Below are 16,640 nucleotides of genomic sequence, written 5' to 3' on the forward strand. Positions count from 1 at the left end.
AGCGGGGCCACGAAGGACCACGGCGGCGTTTCGCCCCTCTTGTCCGCTTACGGCCGGTACGGCGCCGCCCGGTTCAGGCCGGTGGCGACGGGCGCGGGCCTGGACCGGGCGTCGGCGACCGTCCTCAGCCGCCGCGCAGGTCCTTCACCCGGCGCAGTTTGCCCAGCGAGCGTTCCAGCGTCTCCGGTTCGACGATCGTCACCTCGGCGGAGACGCCGACCCCGTCCTTGACGGCTTGGGCGATCGCCCGGGCCGCGGCCTCCCGCTCGCCGGGGGCGGTGCCGGGGCGGGTCTCGACCCGCACGGTCATGTGGTCCAGCCGGCCCCGCCGGGTCAGCTCGATCCGGAAGTGCGGCGCGACCCCGGGCGTGCGCAGCACGATCTCCTCGATCTGGCCCGGGAAGACGTTCACCCCGCGCAGGATGATCATGTCGTCGCAGCGGCCGGTGATCTTCTGGATGCGGCGGAACGCGGGCCGGGCCGTGCCGGGCAGCAGCCGGGTCAGATCGCGGGTGCGGTAGCGGACCACCGGCAGCGCCTCCTTGGTGAGGGACGTGAAGACCAGTTCGCCCTCCTCGCCCTCGGGCAGCACCTCGCCGGTGATCGGGTCGACGACCTCGGGGTAGAAGTGGTCCTCCCACACGTGCAGCCCGTCCTTGGTCTCCACGCACTCCTGCGCGACGCCCGGGCCGATCACCTCCGACAGGCCGTATATGTCGACGGCGTGGAGGTCCGTCCGCTCCTCGATCTCGCGGCGCATCTCCTCCGTCCACGGCTCGGCCCCGAAGATGCCCACCCGCAGACCGCACGCGCGCGGGTCGACGCCCTGCCGCTCGAACTCGTCGAGCAGCGCGAGCATGTACGACGGGGTGACCATGATGATCTCGGGCCGGAAGTCCTGGATGAGCTGCACCTGGCGGGCCGTCATGCCGCCCGAGGCGGGGATCACCGTGCACCCGGCCCGTTCGGCGCCGTAGTGCGCGCCCAGGCCGCCGGTGAACAGGCCGTAGCCGTAGGAGATGTGCACCCTGTGACCCGGGCGCCCGCCGGCCGCCCGGATCGAGCGGGCCACCAGGTCCGACCACATCGACAGGTCGTTCTCCGTGTAGCCCACCACCGTGGGGCGGCCGGTGGTGCCGCTGGAGGCGTGCACGCGCCGCACCTGGTCCATGGGGACCGCGAACATGCCGAACGGGTAGGTGTCCCGCAGGTCGGCCTTCGTGGTGAACGGGAAGCGGGCGAGGTCCGCCAGGGAGCGGCAGTCCTCGGGCGTGACCCCGGCCGCGTCGAACTTCTCGCGGTACGCCTCCACGTTGTCGTAGGCGTGCCGCAGGCTCCGGCGCAGCCGGTCCAGCTGGAGCTCGCGCAGCTGCTCGCGGGTCAGGCGCTCGGCGTCGTCCAGCAGGTCGTGGGGGAGGGGTTCGCCCCGCCGCCCGGCGCCGGCCGCGGTGTCCGTCGTGGTGCCCGTCTCGCTGGTCATGCCGGCTCCTTCGGCCTCGTGCTCCTGATGCTGCGGCTGCGGCCCCGGAACTCCGCTATCACCTCGTCGCCGCGCCGCACGGTCACGTCGTACAGGCCGCTGCGGCCGTACCGGGTGCGCTCCTCGGCCCGTGCCACGAGGACGTCGCCCTCGTGCGCCGGGGCCACGAAGGTGATGTCGGCGCCGGCCGCGACCGTCGTCGGGCCGTGACTGTTGCAGGCGCAGGCGAAGGCGCTGTCGGCGAGCAGGAAGACGTACCCGCCGTGGGCGATGCCGTGCCCGTTCACCATCGACCGGGTCACGGTCATCCGCAGCACGGCCGTCCCCTCGCCCCGCTCCAGCAGCTCGATGCCCAGCCCGCGGGAGGCCTCGTCCGCGGCGAACATGGCCTCGACGGCCGGTGTCGCGTCAGCGGCATGACTCACTTCTCGCACCACCTTGTAGCCCGACCGAACATTCGGTTAGCTTCGGTGCCGCCAAATAACCAATCCGCCTCGGCGCCTGTCAAGGGCCGGGGTCTTACCAAGGTGCGGCGCCTTGTCATACCATGGACCGAACGAATGGTCGGTTGGGAAGTGGGACGGATGCACACGACACACTCCAGCCCCCCGGGGGCGGACGGCACCGAGCCGGACCTCCAGCGGCACTTCGACGCGACGATCGCGCGCGACCAGCGGATCGAGCCGCGCGACTGGATGCCCGAGGGCTACCGGAAGACACTGATCCGCCAGATCGCGCAGCACGCGCACTCGGAGATCATCGGCATGCAGCCCGAGGGCGAGTGGATCACGCGCGCCCCGTCGCTGCGCCGCAAGGCCATTCTGTTCGCGAAGGTCCAGGACGAGGCCGGGCACGGGCTGTACCTGTACGCGGCGGCGGAGACGCTCGGCGCCGACCGCGCGGATCTGACCCAGCGGCTCATCGAGGGCCGCCAGAAGTACTCCTCGATCTTCAACTACCCGACGCTGAGCTTCGCCGACGTCGGCGTGATCGGCTGGTTCGTGGACGGCGCCGCGATCTGCAACCAGGTGCCGCTGTGCCGCTCCTCGTACGGGCCGTACGCGCGCGCCATGGTGCGCATCTGCAAGGAGGAGTCGTTCCACCAGCGGCAGGGCTACGAGCTGCTGATGACGATGATGCGCGGCACCCCCGAGCAGCGCGAGATGGTGCAGGACGCCGTGAACCGCTGGTGGTGGCCGTCGCTGATGATGTTCGGCCCGCCCGACGACGCCTCCCCCAACTCCGCGCGGTCCATGGCCTGGAAGATCAAGCGGCACAGCAACGACGAACTGCGCCAGCGCTTCGTCGACATGACCGTCCCGCAGGCCGAGAAGCTCGGCGTGACGCTCCCCGACCCGGAGCTGCGCTGGAACGAGGAGCGGGGACACCACGACTTCGGCACGCCCGACTGGGACGAGCTGATGCGGGTCATCAAGGGCGACGGCCCGTGCAACGAGCAGCGCGTGACCCGGCGGCGCACGGCCCACGAGGAGGGCGCCTGGGTGCGCGAGGCGGCCTCCGCCCACGCCGCCAAGCAGGCGTCCCGGACGCGGAAGGGAGCGGTGGCATGACCGCCGGCAAGCAGGACTGGCCGCTGTACGAGGTGTTCGTGCGCGGCAAGCGCGGCCTGAACCACGTCCACGTCGGTTCGCTGCACGCCGCCGACGACCGCATGGCGCTCACCCACGCCCGCGACCTCTACACCCGCCGCAACGAGGGCGTGTCCATCTGGGTCGTGCGCTCGGAGCACATCGCCGCCTCCACGCGCGACGAGAAGGACCCCTTCTTCGAGCCCAGCGCCGACAAGGTCTACCGCCACCCGACCTTCTACGACATCCCCGACGACGTCCCGCACATCTGAAGGAGAGGGCATGAGCGACGACCACGTCTACCTGACCCTCGCCGAGGGACACGAGGACGACACCCGCTGGGCCTACGGCACCGGCTTCGAGGACCCCCTGCACGGCGTCGACACCACCGTCCCGGACGGCGTCGACCCCGGTGAACTGTCGGACCTCTGCGTCACCTTGGCCGACGACGCCCTGGTCTCGGCCCAGCGGCTCGCCGAATGGACCACCCGGGCCCCCGAGCTGGAGGAGGAGGTGGCCCTCGCCAACATCGGCCTCGACCTGCTCGGCCAGGCCCGTCTGCTGTACTCCCGCGCGGGCCAGGTCGACGGCACCGGCCGCGACGAGGACGCCTTCGCCTACTTCCGCGACGCCGGCGACTTCCGCAACGTGCGCCTGGCCGAACTGCCCAACGGGGACTTCGCGTTCTCCATCGTCCGGCTGCTGGTGTTCGCCAGCTGGCGCCTCGCGCACTTCGAGCGGCTCACCGGCCACCGCGACCCGGTGCTCGCGGCGATCGCCGCCAAGGGCGTGAAGGAACTGACCTACCACCGCCAGTACGCCGCCGAGTGGGCCGTGCGCCTCGGCGACGGCACCGAGGAGTCGCACCGGCGGATGCGCAGGGCCCAGGAGCAGGTGGCGCCCTACCTGGGCGAGCTGTTCACGGCGTACGACGTCCGGGACGAGGTGGTCGCCGTCCTGCGCCAGGTCACCGAGGCGGCCGCACTGCCCATGCCGGTCTACCGGCCGCTGCCCGGCTCCGGCCGCGCCGGCGAGCACACCGAGCATCTGGCGCCGCTGCTGGCCGAGTTGCAGGGCGTGGCCCGGGCCCACCCGGAGGCGGCATGGTGACCACGCTGCTCGACGCCCGGCGGGCCCGGCGGATCGCGGAGCAGGTGCCAGACCCGGAGCTGCCCATGCTCACCCTGGCCGACCTCGGTGTGCTGCGCGAGGTGTCGCTCACCGAGGACGGCACGGTCGTCGCGAGCCTGACCCCCACCTACTCGGGCTGCCCGGCCATGGCGGAGATGCGCGCCGGGGTGGCCGCCCGGCTGCGCGACGCCGGGTACGCGCGCGTGGAGATCCGCACCGTCCTGGACCCGCCGTGGACCAGCGACTGGATCACGCAGGAGGGCCGCCGCAAGCTCGCCGAGCACGGCATCGCCCCGCCCGGGGCCGCCCCCGTGCGCGCCGCCGGTCCGGTGCCGCTGGTGCTGTCGCCGACCCGGCGCTCGGTGCCCTGCCCCCGCTGCGGCAGCGCCGACACCGAGGAGACCTCCCGCTTCGCCGCCACCTCGTGCAAGGCCCTGTGGCGCTGCCTCGCCTGCCGCGAGCCGTTCGAGTACGTCAAGGAGATCTGATGGAGGACCTGATGGAGCCGGCCCCCGCCCCGGCGGCCCGCCCGCGCGCCCGCCGACGCCCGGTCTTCCACCCCCTGCGGGTCGCCGCCGTGCAGCCGCTGTGCGAGGACGCGGCGGCCGTCAGCTTCGACGTCCCGGCCGAGCTGGCCGAGGAGTTCGCCTTCGCGCCGGGCCAGTCGCTCACCCTGCGGCGCGAGATCGACGGCCGCGACGAGCGCCGCTCCTACTCCATCTGCTCACCCGCCGGCGCGGCGCCGCGCATCGGCGTACGGGTCGTCCCGGGCGGCCTGTTCTCCTCCTGGCTGGTGCGCGAGCTACGCCCCGGCGACACCGTCGAGGTCATGGCCCCCACCGGCGCCTTCACCCCCGACCTCACCACGCCCGGGCACCACGTCCTGATCGCGGCCGGTTCCGGGATCACGCCCATGGTCTCCATCGCCGAGTCCGTCCTGGCCGCCGACTCCCGTTCCCGCGTCACCCTCCTCTACGGCAACCGCCGCAGCGGGACGGTGATGTTCGCCGACGAACTCGCCGACCTGAAGGACCTGTACCCGACGCGCTTCCAGCTCGCCCACGTCCTCTCCCGCGAACCCCGCGAGGCCGAGGTGCTCTCCGGCCGCCTCGACGCCGAGCGGCTCTCCGCGCTGATCGGCGCGCTGGTCGACGTGGAGTCGGCCGACCACTGGTGGCTGTGCGGCCCGCACGGCATGGTCCGCTCCGCCCAGCAGGTCCTTGCCGAGGCGGGCGTCCCCGCCGGCCGGGTGCATCAGGAGCTCTTCTACGCCGACGACGAGCCGGTGCGCGAGGTGCGGCACACGGAGACCGGCCCCTCCGGCCCGGTCAGCCAGGTCACGATCACCCTGGACGGCCGCTCCACCACCTCCGCCCTGCCCCGCGAACGCACCCTCCTCGAAGGCGCCCAGCAGACCCGCCCCGACCTGCCCTTCGCCTGCAAGGGCGGCGTGTGCGGCACGTGCCGGGCCCTGGTCACCGACGGCAAGGCCGACATGCGCCGCAACTTCGCCCTCGAACCGTCCGAGGTGGACGCGGGCTACGTCCTCACCTGCCAGACGTACCCGGTGTCCGAGACGCTGACGGTGGACTTCGACACCTGAGCCCCGGGCGGAAAGGGAAAACCCCGCCCGTGCCCGACGCCCGGGACCGGCCGCGAAGACGCAATATGAAGGCATGAACGGGTCTTCATGTATTCCTGTATGGTGAGGGGCGCCGACGCGTCCCCGCCAGAAGGACCCCCGATGACCTCCACCCTCACCCCGCAGCCGGTCGACCGGGCCGCACCCGCCCGCGCCGGGGCCGCACCCCGCCGGCGCACCCGGGTCCTCGCGCTCCCCGAGGCGCGCTGGGCCGTCGCGGCCACGGCCTTCTTCCTGCTCGCACTGCCTCTGGACCTCACCGGCGCCCCCGCCTGGGCATGGGGCCCGCTGTACGCGCTGGCGTACGTCACGGGCGGCTGGGAGCCGGGCTGGGAAGGCCTGAAGGCGCTGCGGGAACGCACCCTCGACGTCGACCTGCTGATGGTCGTCGCAGCCCTCGGCGCGGCCGCGATCGGGCAGGTGATGGACGGGGCGCTGCTCATCGTCATCTTCGCCACCTCCGGCGCGCTGGAGGCCCTGGCCACGGCCCGCACCGCCGACTCCGTCCGCGGCCTGCTCGACCTGACCCCCGCCACGGCCACCCGGCTGGCCTCCGACGGCGGCGAACAGACCGTGCCCGTGGAGGAACTGGCGGTCGGCGACATCGTCCTGGTGCGCCCCGGGGAGCGGATCGGCGCCGACGGCCGGGTCCTGGACGGCGTGAGCGAGGCCGACCAGGCCACCATCACCGGCGAACCGCTCCCCGTGCCCAAGGAGCCCGGCGACGAGGTCTTCGCGGGCACCCTCAACGGCACCGGCGCCCTGCGCATCCGCGTCGGGCGCGACGCGTCCGACTCGGTCATCGCCCGGATCGTCCGCATGGTGCAGGAGGCGTCCGAGACCAAGGCCCCCACCCAGCTGTTCATCGAGAAGGTCGAACAGCGCTATTCCCTGGGCATGGTGGCCGCGACCCTGGCCGTCTTCCTCGTGCCGCTCGCCTTCGGCGCACAGCTCACCGACGCCCTGCTGCGCGCCATGACCTTCATGATCGTGGCCTCGCCCTGCGCGGTCGTGCTGGCCACCATGCCGCCCCTGCTCTCCGCCATCGCCAACGCCGGACGGCACGGCGTGCTGGTCAAGTCGGCCGTGGTCATGGAGCGGATCGGCCAGGTGGACGCCGTCGCGCTGGACAAGACCGGCACCCTGACCGAGGGCACCCCGCGCGTCACCGACGTCCGGCCGCTGCCCGGGTCCGGCCTGTCCGAGGACGAGCTGCTGACCCTCGCGGCGGCCGCCGAGCGGCCCAGCGAACACCCGCTGGCCCGGGCCGTCGTGGACGCCGCACGCGAGCGCGGCCTCGACCTGCCCGAGGCGGCGGACTTCGCGTCCGCGCCCGGTGTCGGCGTCACGGCCGTCGTCGCCGGCCGTGCCGTCGCGGTGGGCGCCCCGGCCCGGCTGCTGGACGGCACCGCGGGCCCGGCCGCCGACCTGGAGGAGTCGGGCCGCACCGCCGTCCTGGTCGTCGTCGACGGCGACCCCGCCGGGCTCCTCGGCATCGCCGACCGGCTGCGTCCGGACGCGGCCGGGACAGTGCGCTCCCTCGCCCGGCTCACCGGCACCGCCCCGGTGCTGCTCACCGGCGACAACCCACGGGCCGCCGCGCACCTCGCCGCGGAGGCCGGCGTCGCGGACGTGCGGGCCGGGCTGCTGCCCCAGGACAAGCTGGCCGCCGTCCAGGAGATGACGGACGCGGGCCGCAAGGTGCTGGTCGTCGGGGACGGCGTCAACGACGCGCCCGCCCTGGCCGCCGCCCACACCGGGGTCGCCATGGGCCGGGCGGGCTCCGACCTGGCCCTGGAGACCGCCGACGCCGTCATCGTGCGCGACGAACTCGCCGCCGTGCCCGCCACCGTCGCCCTCTCCCGCCGCGCCCGCAGGCTGGTGGTGCAGAACCTCGTCATCGCCGGGGTGTTCATCGCCGGTCTCGTCGTGTGGGACCTGGCCGGCGACCTGCCGCTGCCGCTGGGCGTCGCGGGCCACGAGGGCTCCACGGTCCTCGTCGGGCTGAACGGACTGCGGCTGCTGCGGGAGGGCGCCTGGCAGCGGGCCGTCACCGAGGGCCGGGCCTGACGCACACCGCCACCGCCCGGCGGCGCACGGGCGCGGGCCGCCACCGGCAGGCACGACCGCAGCGTCCGGGACGCGCCTCGGGGCCCCGGCGGCGGACCACCGCGCCCGTACGAGCCGGCCGACCGGGGCGAGCGCGCCGCGCGGGGCCGCACGCCGGGCCGTCGAGGCGGTCCGGGGCGGGCGCGGCGAGCCTGAGCCGGTCCCGGCGACGTCGGTGCGGACCGTGATCGGCGCGGGGCAGACATCCCGCCTCGGGGGTGTCGTCGTCATCGACGGCGGTGACGTCCTGCGGGGGTGGTGCGGCGGCCCCAGGGCCATCCGTCGCTCGGCGACCCAGCGTGCGACGCCGCCGTCTCCGCGGCGGCTGGGCACACCAGCGGACGTGCCCGTCGCCAGTGTCCGGGCCCCACGAGGTCGCAGGCGGTGCGGGCGGCGGGTGCGTAGGCCGGCTGCCAGGAGAAACGGCGGGCGAGGTGCGGACGGGCGTGACGGCCGTACCTGTCGCTACGGAGGCGGCCGGCCGGGGCGTAGTCTCAAGGGCTTCCACCGACCCGACGGAGAGGGAACCAGCCGCATGGCCGTCATCCACCGGACCACACTCGAGCCGACCAAGCTGGAACTGCTCGCCTCCTGGCTGCCCTCCCGCCCCTGGTACCGCGCCGGTGCGGCCCGGCCGCGGCTGGCCAGGGCCGGGGGATTCCGGCTGGACGACCCGCGGGGCGAGGTCGGGATCGAGTTCCTCGTCGTCACCGACGCCCGCGGCCCCCGCCCCACGGCCTACCTGGTGCCGCTCACCTACCGCGGCGCCCCGCTCGCGGGGGCCGAGCACGCCCTGGTGGGCACCATGGAGCACGGCGTGCTCGGGCGGCGCTGGGCCTACGACGGCTGCCACGACCCCGTGTTCCTCGCGCAGCTGCCGGCCCTGATCGAAGGGCGGGCCCGGGCGCAGGACCAGGACGTCAGCGACCTCCCCGACGACGACGTCTCCGCCTCCTGGACCGGCGAAGACCCCCTCCCCACCGACTTCACCGCCACGGACGACGAGGACGGCACCCGGCTGGTCCCGGCGTCCGGGCCGGTGCTGCGCCTGCACCGGGTCCTGGAGCCCGCCCCGGACGGCCCGCCCGGCGGGGGAGCGACGGGCCACCTCGCCGCCTCCTGGACGCTGCCCGACGGCACGCGCGTACGGGGACCGCTCGCCGTTCTGCACGGCTGATCCCCGAAGCCTCCCGGGAACCTCCGGGACCGGCGAGGGTTGCCCCGGGCCCGTTCGGGTACGCGAGCAGGACCGCACCCGGGGCGGATCATGCCCCGGGTGGGCCGCACGACCGCCGCTACCAGGGAATCTGCCATGGAGACACCCGCAAACGACCCCACGCCCACGCCCGCCCAGCGGGCTCTGGACGTCCTCTCCGAGAACACGGAGGACGCGGCGGCTCTGGACGCGCTCGCCAACAGCGACGTGCTCATCCCCGTGCCCGACGACGCCAACGACGCCGACGCCGCCAACCCCTCGGCGGTGGCGCTGCCCGTCCTGGAGCAGCCGGGCGGCGAGCCGGTGGTGCCCGTGTTCACCTCGGAGGTGGAGATGGCCGGGCTGCTGCCGTTCGTCTCCCGGTACCGTCTGGTGCCCCTCGGCGCGCTCGCCGCGCAGTGGCCGGCCGACGACCTGTCGCTCACCATCGACGGCAGCTCGGAGCACCGGCTGACACTCACCTCGGAGGGAGTCCGCACCCTGCTGGCACGCCCGTAGGCGTACCGGCCCCCGTCCGGGCCCTGGCGCCCTACTCGCCCAGGGTCCGGGCCAGCGCGGCGCGCTGCAGGGGCAGCACCTCGGCGTGCAGGTCCCGGCCCTTGGGCGTGAGGGCGACCCACACGCCCCGCCGGTCCTCCTCGCACACCGACCGCGTCACCAGCCCGTCCTTCTCCAGCCGGGCGATCAGCCGCGACAGCGCGCTCTGGCTCAGATGCACCCGCCCCACCAGGTTCTGCACCCGGCACTGCTCGCCCCCTTCGGCCGTGGCAGTCGCGAGCATGTCCAGGACCTCGAAGTCGGACGCGCCGAGACCGTGCGGATGCAGCGCCCGGTCGATCTCGCACATCGTGCGCGCGTGGGCCGACAGGATGTCCCGCCACCGTTCCTCGAGCCGCGCACCAGCCGTTTTCGCCGCCATACGGGAACGGTAACACCGGCACGGCGTTCCATGACCATGCATGCAGCGGGACTGCCGCCCCGCGGCCGGGGGCTAGGTCGATTCCCGCTTCACCAGCTCCGTCGGCAGGATCACCGCCGCCGGATCCTCGCCCCCGATCTGCGCCAGCAGCACCCGGACCATCTCGGCGCTGATCCGGTCCCACGGCTGCCGGATGGTGGTGAGCTCGGGGCTGGAGGCCAGCGCGGCGGGGGAGTCGTCGAAGCCGCCGACCGCGACGTCCTGCGGCACCCGCCGCCCCGCCCGCTGCAGGGCCGTCAGCACGCCCTGCGCCATGAGGTCCGAGGCGACGAAGACCGCGTCCACGTCCGGGGCCTGCGCCAGCAGCCGCTCGGCGCCCGCCTCGCCGCCGGACCGGCTGTAGTCGCCGGGGACGACGAGCCGTTCGTCGAACTGCAGCCCCGCCTCGGCCAGCACCTCCTTGTACCCGGCGAGGCGCTCCACACCGCCGGGCGTGTCCAGCGGCCCGGTCACCGTGCCCACCCGGCGCCGCCCGAGCGACAGCAGGTGGCGCACCATGTCCCGGGCGCCGTCCCGGTCGTCGGCGGCCACGTAACTCACCTTCGAGCCCAGGCCGATCGGCTTGCCGCACGCGACCAGCGGCACCCCCGCTCCGCGCAGCTGCTCGGCGACCGGATCGCCGGAGTGGCTGGAGACCAGCAGCACCCCGTCCACGTGCCCGGCGGTGATGTAGCGCGTGATGCGCCGCCGTTCGTCGTCGGTGCCCGCCAGCATCAGCAGCAGCGGGATGTCGTGCGCGGCGAGCGCCTGGGTGCAGCCGCGCAGCAGGACGTTGAAGTTCGGGTCCTCGAAGAACCGCTCCTGCGGCTCGGTGAGCAGGAAGCCGACCGAGTCGGACCGGCCGGTGATCAGGGAGCGCGCGTGCCGGTTGACGACGTAACCCGTCCTGCGGATGGCCGCGTTGACCGCCTCCTGGGCGGCCGGGCTGACGTAGTGACCGCCGTTGAGCACACGTGAGACGGTGCCGCGCGAGACCCCCGCCTCGCGCGCCACGTCGTGGATCGTGGGCGGCCTGCGCCTGCCCCCCGCAGCGTTCATGGTCATGACTTTACGGCTCCGGAGAGCAGATCCAGGCTCCAGAACCGCTGGATGACCAGGAAGAGGGCGACCAGCGGCAGCACCGCCAGGAACGCGCCCGTGATGACCAGCGTGTACAGCGCCGGGGTGTTGGCGCCCTGCTCCAGCAACGTGAACAGCCCCAGGGTGATCGGGAACTTCTCGTCGTCGCTGAGCATGATGTACGGCAGCAGGAAGTTGTTCCAGATCGCCACGAACTGGAAGAGGAAGACCGTGACCATGCCGGGGACCATCATCGGCAGCGCGATCCGGGTGAAGATCCGCCACTCGCCGGCGCCGTCCATCCGCCCGGCCTCCACGACGTCGGCCGGCACCGCGGCGGCGGCGTAGACCCGGGCCAGGTAGACGCCGTACGGCGAGAGGACCTGCGGCAGCAGGACCGACAGGTAGGAGTCGGTGAGGTCGGCCTGCGCCAGCAGCAGGTACTGCGGGACGGCGAGGATCACCGGCGGCATCAGCACGCCCGCGAGCAGCACGTTGAAGAGCGTCTCGCGGCCCCGGAAGCGGTAGACCGCCAGGGCGTAGCCGCTCACCGCCGAGACGCACGTCGACAGCAGGGCACCGAGGCCGGCGTACAGGGCGGAGTTGCCCATCCACTGCCAGTAGACACCGTCGCGGTAGGCGTTCAGGTCCCGGAGGTTGTCCGCGAGGCCGGTGCCGGGCAGGAACGTGAACGTGGAGAACAGCTCCCGCCCGGACTTGGTGGCCGCGATGACCACCCAGGCCACCGGCAGCAGGCAGTACAGGGCGCCCAGCAGCAGCGTGACCGTCGGGAGCAGGGCGGTCCGGCGGCGCAGCGGCGGGCGGTCCTGGGCCGTACCGGGCGTGCTGCCCGCCACCGGTTCGGCCTGGGGGACGGCAAGGGAGCTCATCGGGCTGCCTCCTGCTTCTGACGACGGTTCGCGGCTCGCAGGAAGCCGAAGGACAGCAACAGCGTGGCGAAGGCGATGATCACGGCCTGCGCTGCGGCCCCGTGGATGTCACCGTCGCCGAAGGCGTCCCGGTACACCTTCATCAGCGGACTCCACGTCGTCGACACGGAGTTGGTGAGCGGCTTGAGGGTGGTGGGCTCGTTGTACACCTGCAGCGTGGCGATGATCGAGAAGAAGAACGTCAGCACCAGCGACGGGGCCACCATCGGGATCTTGATGCGCAGGGCGATCTGCAGCGGCGTGGCGCCGTCCAGCCTGGCCGCCTCGTACAGCTCCCCGGGGATCGCGCGGAGCGAGGTGTAGATGACGATCATGTTGAAGCCGGTGCCGCCCCACACCGCGATGTTCGACAGGGCCAGGTACAGCGGCCCGCCGTCCAGCAGGTCCGGCTGCGGCAGCCCCAGCTCGTCGAGCACAAAGTAGAAGGGGCTGACGTCCGGCAGGTACAGGAAGCCCCACAGCAGCGCCGCCACCACGCCCGGGATGGCATACGGCAGGAAGATCGCCAGCCGGGTGAAGGGCGCGAGCCGCACCCTCTCCGAGTCGAGCATCAGCGCGAAGAGCAGGGCGAGCCCCAGCATCACCGGGACGACGATGCAGCCGTAGCCCAGCACCCGCAGGGTGCCGTCGAGCAGTTCGCTGTCGGAGAGGGCGTCGGTGTAGTTCTCCACACCTGCCCAGACCTCCCTGCGGGCGCCGGAGCCCAGGCCGAGGCCGGAGACCTGGACCTTGCGGAAGCTGAGCCAGAGCGCGTAGCCGATGGGGAGGGCGAAGAACGACGCGAACAGGACGATCGCGGGGATCAGGAAGACGTACGGGGCCCCCTTGACCCCGTACGACCGCCGGCGTGCCGTGCTGTTCACTCCGCGACCTCGAAGCCCTGCTTCTTCATGTCGGCGACCGTGTCGGCCTGCACCCTGTCCAGCGCGGCGCCGAAGTCAGACTTGTTCTTCGCGGCGGCCCCGAAGGCGTCCTTGAAGCTGGTGTAGGCGACGTTGACGTTCGGGCCCCAGGCGGAGGGGGCGGTGGTCTCCGCGATGTCGGCGGCCTTGCGGTAGAAGTCGGCCTGGTTGGCGAAGTAGGCCGGAGGCTTGAGGAAGGCGCCGCTGGTCTGGGCGGTGGTGGCGGCCGGGTAGATGCCGCTCTCCTTGGCCAGCGCGTTCAGCGCGGCGCGGTCGGTGTTCAGCCAGGTGGCGAACTTCGCGGCGGCCTGCCGGTGTTCGGAGTCCGTGGTGACGGCGGTGGAGGAGCCGCCCCAGCTGCCGGTGCGGTTCTCGCTCGCCGACCACTGGGGGAGCGGGGCCATGGCCCACTTGCCCTGGGTGTCGGGGGCGGCGGTGGTGAGGGTGCCCGGGGCCCACACCGCGCTGACCCAGGCGATCTGCTTGCCGGTGTTGAGCGCCTTGTTCCAGGACGGGGTGTACATCGGCTGGTTGTCGATGGCGCCCTCCTTCACGAGGCCGCCCCAGAACTTCGCCACCTTCCGCGTCGCCGCGTCGTCGATCGCGACCTTCCACCGGTCGCCGGAGGTCGTCCACCACTTCGCGCCCGCCTGCTGGGCGAGGCCCGCGAAGAGGCCGGAGTCATTGGCGGAGAAGGTCGTGAGGTCCTTGTCGGGCGCCGCCTTCTTCAGCCTGCGGGCGGTGTCGGCGAACTCGTCCCAGGTGGTCGGCACGGTCAGGCCGTACTTCTCGAACAGGTCCTCGCGGTAGTAGAACATCATCGGCCCGATGTCCTGGGGGACCGCGTAGACCGCGTCCGTGCCCAGGGTCGTCTGCTGCCAGACGCCCTCGGCGAACCGGTCCTCGGCCTCCGCCACGTCCTTCGATATGTCGGCGAGGGCGTCGTTGCTGACCAGCGTGGGCAGGGCCTGGTACTCGGCCTGCACGAGGTCGGGCGCCTTGCCGGCCTTGTGCGCGGTGAGGATCTTGGTGACCAGGGTGTCACCGGAGGCCTGCTTCTTCACCGTGACGGTGATCCCGTCCTTCTTGCCCGGGCCCTTGTTCCACAGGTCCACGACCTTGTCCATGCCGGGCGTCCAGGTCCAGTACGTCAGCGAGGCCGGCCCCGACTCGGTCCCGCTGTCCCCGGAGTCCGAGCCGCAGGCGGCGAGGGTGGTGGCGCCGAGCGCGAGGGCGACGGCGGATGTCACGAGGCGGCGGCGCGTCGTGTACGGCATGGATCTCTCCCCTGACCTGGGGTCCTCGCCTGCTGCGAGAACCTGCCATGCTTCTGTGAGCGTTCACAGTAGAGAAACATCCCGGACACTTGTCAATGGTTGATGCTGTGCGGTTATGTTGGGCTCCGCACCGCGCTGCTGTGTGTGCACGTTCCCAATTGATCGATCAACGGGAGACCATCCATGCCGGACACCACCCCCAGGGGCCTGACCAGGCTCGCCTTCGGCGGGGACTACAACCCCGAGCAGTGGCCGGAAAGCGTCTGGCAGGAGGACGTCCGGCTGATGCGCGAGGCCGGCGTCACCATGGTGAGCGTCGGGATCTTCTCCTGGGCCCTGCTGGAACCCTCGCCCGCCACCTACGACTTCGGCTGGCTCGACCGGCTCCTGGACCTGCTCCACGAGCACGGCGTCCGCGTCGACCTCGGCACCCCCACGGTCGTCCCGCCCGTGTGGTTCTACCGGGCCCACCCCGAGGCGCTGCCCGTCACCGCCGAGGGCGTGCGCTACGAGTTCGGCTCCCGCGCCGCCATCTGCCACAGCAACGCCCACTACCGCGCCGCCGCCGCGAGCATCACCACCGCGCTCGCCGAGCGGTACGGGAACCACCCCGCCCTGGCGCTGTGGCACGTCCACAACGAGTACGGCGTTCCCGTCTCGGCCTGCTACTGCGACTCCTGCGCCGCCCACTTCCGCCGCTGGCTCGCCGCCACGTACGGCACCGTCGACGCCGTCAACGAGGCCTGGGGCACGGCCTTCTGGGGCCAGCGGTACACCGACTTCGAGCAGATCAACCCGCCCCGGCTCACCCCGGCGGCCGTCAACCCGGGCCAGGCGCTGGACTACAAGCGGTACGCCGACGCCACCATGCGCGAGAACTTCGTCGCGGAGCGGGACATCCTGCACCGCCTCTCCCCGGGCGTCCCGGTCACCACCAACTTCATGACGGCCCTGAGCCAGTGCGACTCCGTCGACTACTGGGCCTGGGGCCGCGAGGTCGACCTCGTCACCAACGACCACTACCTGATCACCGACGGCCGCCGCACCCACGTCAATCTCGCGATGGCCGCCGACCTCACCCGCTCCGTCGCGGGCGGCGCCCCCTGGCTGCTGCTGGAGCACTCCACCTCGGGCGTCAACTGGCAGGCCCGCAACCCCGCCAAGGCGCCCGGCCAGATGGCCCGCAACTCCCTCGCGCACGTGGCGCGCGGCTCCGAGGGCGCGATGTTCTTCCAGTGGCGCCAGTCCCGGCGCGGCGCCGAGAAGTTCCACTCGGCGATGGTGCCGCACGGCGGCACGGACACCCGCGTGTGGCGCGAGGTCGTCGAACTCGGCTCCCGCCTCGAGGCGCTGAGCGAGATCCGCGGCACGCGCACCGAGGCCGACGTGGCCGTGCTGTGGGACTGGCAGTCCTGGTGGGCGCAGACCCTCGACTGGCGCCCCAGCGTCGACCACGACGCCCGCGAGCGCGCCGACGCCTTCTACGAGGCCCTCTACGACCGCCACCTCACCGTCGACTTCGCCCACCCGGAAGCCGACTTGTCGAGGTACCCCCTGGTCGTCGTTCCGGCCCTGTACCTGATGACCGAGGCGGCCGGGCGCAATCTGGCGGCGTACGTGGAGGGCGGCGGCACGCTGGTCGTCTCGTACTTCTCCGGCATCGTCGACGAGCACGACGCCGTCCACGAGGGTGCCTACCCGGGGCCGCTGCGGGACGTCCTCGGCCTCACGATCGAGGAGTTCTCCCCGCTGCTGCCCGGCGAACGCGTGCGGATCACCGGCCCCGACGGGACGGAGCTGGGCGCCGACGTGTGGACCGAGTTCGTGGTGCCCCGCGGCGCCGACACGGTGCTGACCTACGCCGACGGCCTGGCCGCCGGCCTGCCCGCCGTGACCCGGCACCGCCTCGGCGAGGGCACCGCCTGGTACGTCTCCACCCGGCTCGGCGCCGACGGCCTCGACGCGCTGCTCGGCATGGCGGGCGCGGACGCCCGGCTCGCGCCGCGGACCGACCTGCCCCGGGACGTCGAAGTGGTCCGCCGCACCGGTGCGTCGGGCACCTACCTGTTCGCCGTCAACCACACCGGGGCGGACGTCAAGGTGCCCGTGGAGGTCCCGGGCACCGAGCTGCTCACCGGCGAACGGGCCGCCGGCCGCCTGGCCGTGCCCGCCGGAGCCGTCCGGGTCGTCCGGCTCGACGGCTGAACCGACTCCCTCCGCCCGCGCGTGCCACGAGCCGCGGGCGGAGGGCTCTCCCGCCCGGCCGCGGACGGGAGGCACTCCCCAACCCCACGTCGAAGGGACGA

The 16,640-nt window shown here is 73.0% G+C and carries 16 protein-coding genes; 9 read left to right on the top strand and 7 right to left on the bottom strand.

What is annotated here, in order from left to right; translation table 11 throughout:
- Positions 1 to 124 precede the first annotated feature (124 nt).
- Positions 125 to 1,480: a phenylacetate--CoA ligase PaaK gene (paaK, locus tag AC07DA_RS02890; protein ID WP_479123990.1), complete on the bottom strand. Its 1,356-nt coding sequence runs from the start codon at positions 1,478 to 1,480 to the stop codon at positions 125 to 127.
- Positions 1,477 to 1,866, bottom strand: coding sequence for a hydroxyphenylacetyl-CoA thioesterase PaaI (paaI, locus tag AC07DA_RS02895; protein WP_479124689.1), 390 nt, complete (start codon positions 1,864 to 1,866; stop codon positions 1,477 to 1,479). Before paaI ends, paaK begins: the two co-directional genes overlap by 4 nt.
- 198 nt (positions 1,867 to 2,064) lie before the next feature.
- Here paaI and paaA point away from each other — a divergent pair, with 198 nt between their 5' ends.
- From paaA to AC07DA_RS02935, 8 genes are all read left to right on the top strand, one after another.
- Positions 2,065 to 3,051, top strand: a complete 987-nt coding sequence (paaA, locus tag AC07DA_RS02900; RefSeq protein ID WP_479123992.1) for a 1,2-phenylacetyl-CoA epoxidase subunit PaaA — start codon at positions 2,065 to 2,067, stop codon at positions 3,049 to 3,051.
- A complete protein-coding gene (paaB, locus tag AC07DA_RS02905) occupies positions 3,048 to 3,341 on the top strand; it encodes a 1,2-phenylacetyl-CoA epoxidase subunit PaaB (protein ID WP_094051976.1) in 294 nt (97 codons plus the stop codon). The genes paaA and paaB overlap by 4 nt, the downstream gene beginning before the upstream one ends.
- A 10-nt stretch (positions 3,342 to 3,351) precedes the next feature.
- The gene (gene paaC / locus AC07DA_RS02910; RefSeq protein WP_479123994.1) at positions 3,352 to 4,179 is read left to right on the top strand and encodes a 1,2-phenylacetyl-CoA epoxidase subunit PaaC; all 828 of its coding nucleotides are present in this window, start codon (positions 3,352 to 3,354) and stop codon (positions 4,177 to 4,179) included.
- On the top strand, positions 4,173 to 4,688 hold the full coding sequence (paaD, locus tag AC07DA_RS02915) for a 1,2-phenylacetyl-CoA epoxidase subunit PaaD (RefSeq protein WP_479123996.1): 516 nt from the start codon (positions 4,173 to 4,175) through the stop codon (positions 4,686 to 4,688). Before paaC ends, paaD begins: the two co-directional genes overlap by 7 nt.
- Complete coding sequence (gene paaE, locus AC07DA_RS02920) at positions 4,688 to 5,803, top strand: 1,2-phenylacetyl-CoA epoxidase subunit PaaE (RefSeq protein WP_479123998.1); 1,116 nt, start codon at positions 4,688 to 4,690, stop codon at positions 5,801 to 5,803. Before paaD ends, paaE begins: the two co-directional genes overlap by 1 nt.
- 141 nt (positions 5,804 to 5,944) lie before the next feature.
- Positions 5,945 to 7,912 (top strand): heavy metal translocating P-type ATPase, encoded by a 1,968-nt coding sequence (locus AC07DA_RS02925; RefSeq protein WP_479124000.1) that lies wholly within the window; start codon positions 5,945 to 5,947, stop codon positions 7,910 to 7,912.
- Between the two features lie 574 nt (positions 7,913 to 8,486).
- Complete coding sequence (locus tag AC07DA_RS02930) at positions 8,487 to 9,128, top strand: maltokinase N-terminal cap-like domain-containing protein (RefSeq protein ID WP_479124002.1); 642 nt, start codon at positions 8,487 to 8,489, stop codon at positions 9,126 to 9,128.
- A gap of 135 nt (positions 9,129 to 9,263) precedes the next feature.
- Positions 9,264 to 9,665: an SseB family protein gene (locus tag AC07DA_RS02935; RefSeq protein WP_479124004.1), complete on the top strand. Its 402-nt coding sequence runs from the start codon at positions 9,264 to 9,266 to the stop codon at positions 9,663 to 9,665.
- Positions 9,666 to 9,696: 31 nt separating this feature from the next.
- Here the strand turns inward: AC07DA_RS02935 and AC07DA_RS02940 are convergent, their stop codons facing one another.
- The 5 genes from AC07DA_RS02940 to AC07DA_RS02960 form a co-directional block, all read right to left on the bottom strand.
- Complete coding sequence (locus tag AC07DA_RS02940) at positions 9,697 to 10,086, bottom strand: MarR family winged helix-turn-helix transcriptional regulator (RefSeq protein ID WP_479124006.1); 390 nt, start codon at positions 10,084 to 10,086, stop codon at positions 9,697 to 9,699.
- A 72-nt stretch (positions 10,087 to 10,158) separates the two neighbouring features.
- A complete protein-coding gene (locus tag AC07DA_RS02945; RefSeq protein WP_479124008.1) occupies positions 10,159 to 11,190 on the bottom strand; it encodes a LacI family DNA-binding transcriptional regulator in 1,032 nt (343 codons plus the stop codon).
- On the bottom strand, positions 11,187 to 12,095 hold the full coding sequence (locus tag AC07DA_RS02950; protein ID WP_479124010.1) for a carbohydrate ABC transporter permease: 909 nt from the start codon (positions 12,093 to 12,095) through the stop codon (positions 11,187 to 11,189). Before AC07DA_RS02950 ends, AC07DA_RS02945 begins: the two co-directional genes overlap by 4 nt.
- Positions 12,092 to 13,018, bottom strand: a complete 927-nt coding sequence (locus AC07DA_RS02955; RefSeq protein WP_479124012.1) for a carbohydrate ABC transporter permease — start codon at positions 13,016 to 13,018, stop codon at positions 12,092 to 12,094. Before AC07DA_RS02955 ends, AC07DA_RS02950 begins: the two co-directional genes overlap by 4 nt.
- Positions 13,015 to 14,334: an ABC transporter substrate-binding protein gene (locus AC07DA_RS02960; protein ID WP_479124014.1), complete on the bottom strand. Its 1,320-nt coding sequence runs from the start codon at positions 14,332 to 14,334 to the stop codon at positions 13,015 to 13,017. Before AC07DA_RS02960 ends, AC07DA_RS02955 begins: the two co-directional genes overlap by 4 nt.
- Positions 14,335 to 14,517: 183 nt before the next feature.
- Between AC07DA_RS02960 and AC07DA_RS02965 the strand changes: the two genes are divergently transcribed.
- The gene (locus tag AC07DA_RS02965; RefSeq protein ID WP_479124016.1) at positions 14,518 to 16,539 is read left to right on the top strand and encodes a beta-galactosidase; all 2,022 of its coding nucleotides are present in this window, start codon (positions 14,518 to 14,520) and stop codon (positions 16,537 to 16,539) included.
- Positions 16,540 to 16,640 lie beyond the last annotated feature (101 nt).

Source organism: Streptomyces sp. NPDC044921, from assembly GCF_056432865.1.

Bases quoted from the DNA above. Each gene is read 5' to 3' on its own strand.
- paaK (WP_479123990.1), bottom strand. From the start codon at position 1,480: ATGACCAGCGAGACGGGCACCACGACGGACACCGCGGCCGGCGCCGGG.
- paaI (WP_479124689.1), bottom strand. From the start codon at position 1,866: ATGTTCGCCGCGGACGAGGCCTCCCGCGGGCTGGGCATCGAGCTGCTG.
- paaA (WP_479123992.1), top strand. From the start codon at position 2,065: ATGCACACGACACACTCCAGCCCCCCGGGGGCGGACGGCACCGAGCCG.
- paaB (WP_094051976.1), top strand. From the start codon at position 3,048: ATGACCGCCGGCAAGCAGGACTGGCCGCTGTACGAGGTGTTCGTGCGC.
- paaC (WP_479123994.1), top strand. From the start codon at position 3,352: ATGAGCGACGACCACGTCTACCTGACCCTCGCCGAGGGACACGAGGAC.
- paaD (WP_479123996.1), top strand. From the start codon at position 4,173: ATGGTGACCACGCTGCTCGACGCCCGGCGGGCCCGGCGGATCGCGGAG.
- paaE (WP_479123998.1), top strand. From the start codon at position 4,688: ATGGAGGACCTGATGGAGCCGGCCCCCGCCCCGGCGGCCCGCCCGCGC.
- AC07DA_RS02925 (WP_479124000.1), top strand. From the start codon at position 5,945: ATGACCTCCACCCTCACCCCGCAGCCGGTCGACCGGGCCGCACCCGCC.
- AC07DA_RS02930 (WP_479124002.1), top strand. From the start codon at position 8,487: ATGGCCGTCATCCACCGGACCACACTCGAGCCGACCAAGCTGGAACTG.
- AC07DA_RS02935 (WP_479124004.1), top strand. From the start codon at position 9,264: ATGGAGACACCCGCAAACGACCCCACGCCCACGCCCGCCCAGCGGGCT.
- AC07DA_RS02940 (WP_479124006.1), bottom strand. From the start codon at position 10,086: ATGGCGGCGAAAACGGCTGGTGCGCGGCTCGAGGAACGGTGGCGGGAC.
- AC07DA_RS02945 (WP_479124008.1), bottom strand. From the start codon at position 11,190: ATGACCATGAACGCTGCGGGGGGCAGGCGCAGGCCGCCCACGATCCAC.
- AC07DA_RS02950 (WP_479124010.1), bottom strand. From the start codon at position 12,095: ATGAGCTCCCTTGCCGTCCCCCAGGCCGAACCGGTGGCGGGCAGCACG.
- AC07DA_RS02960 (WP_479124014.1), bottom strand. From the start codon at position 14,334: ATGCCGTACACGACGCGCCGCCGCCTCGTGACATCCGCCGTCGCCCTC.
- AC07DA_RS02965 (WP_479124016.1), top strand. From the start codon at position 14,518: ATGCCGGACACCACCCCCAGGGGCCTGACCAGGCTCGCCTTCGGCGGG.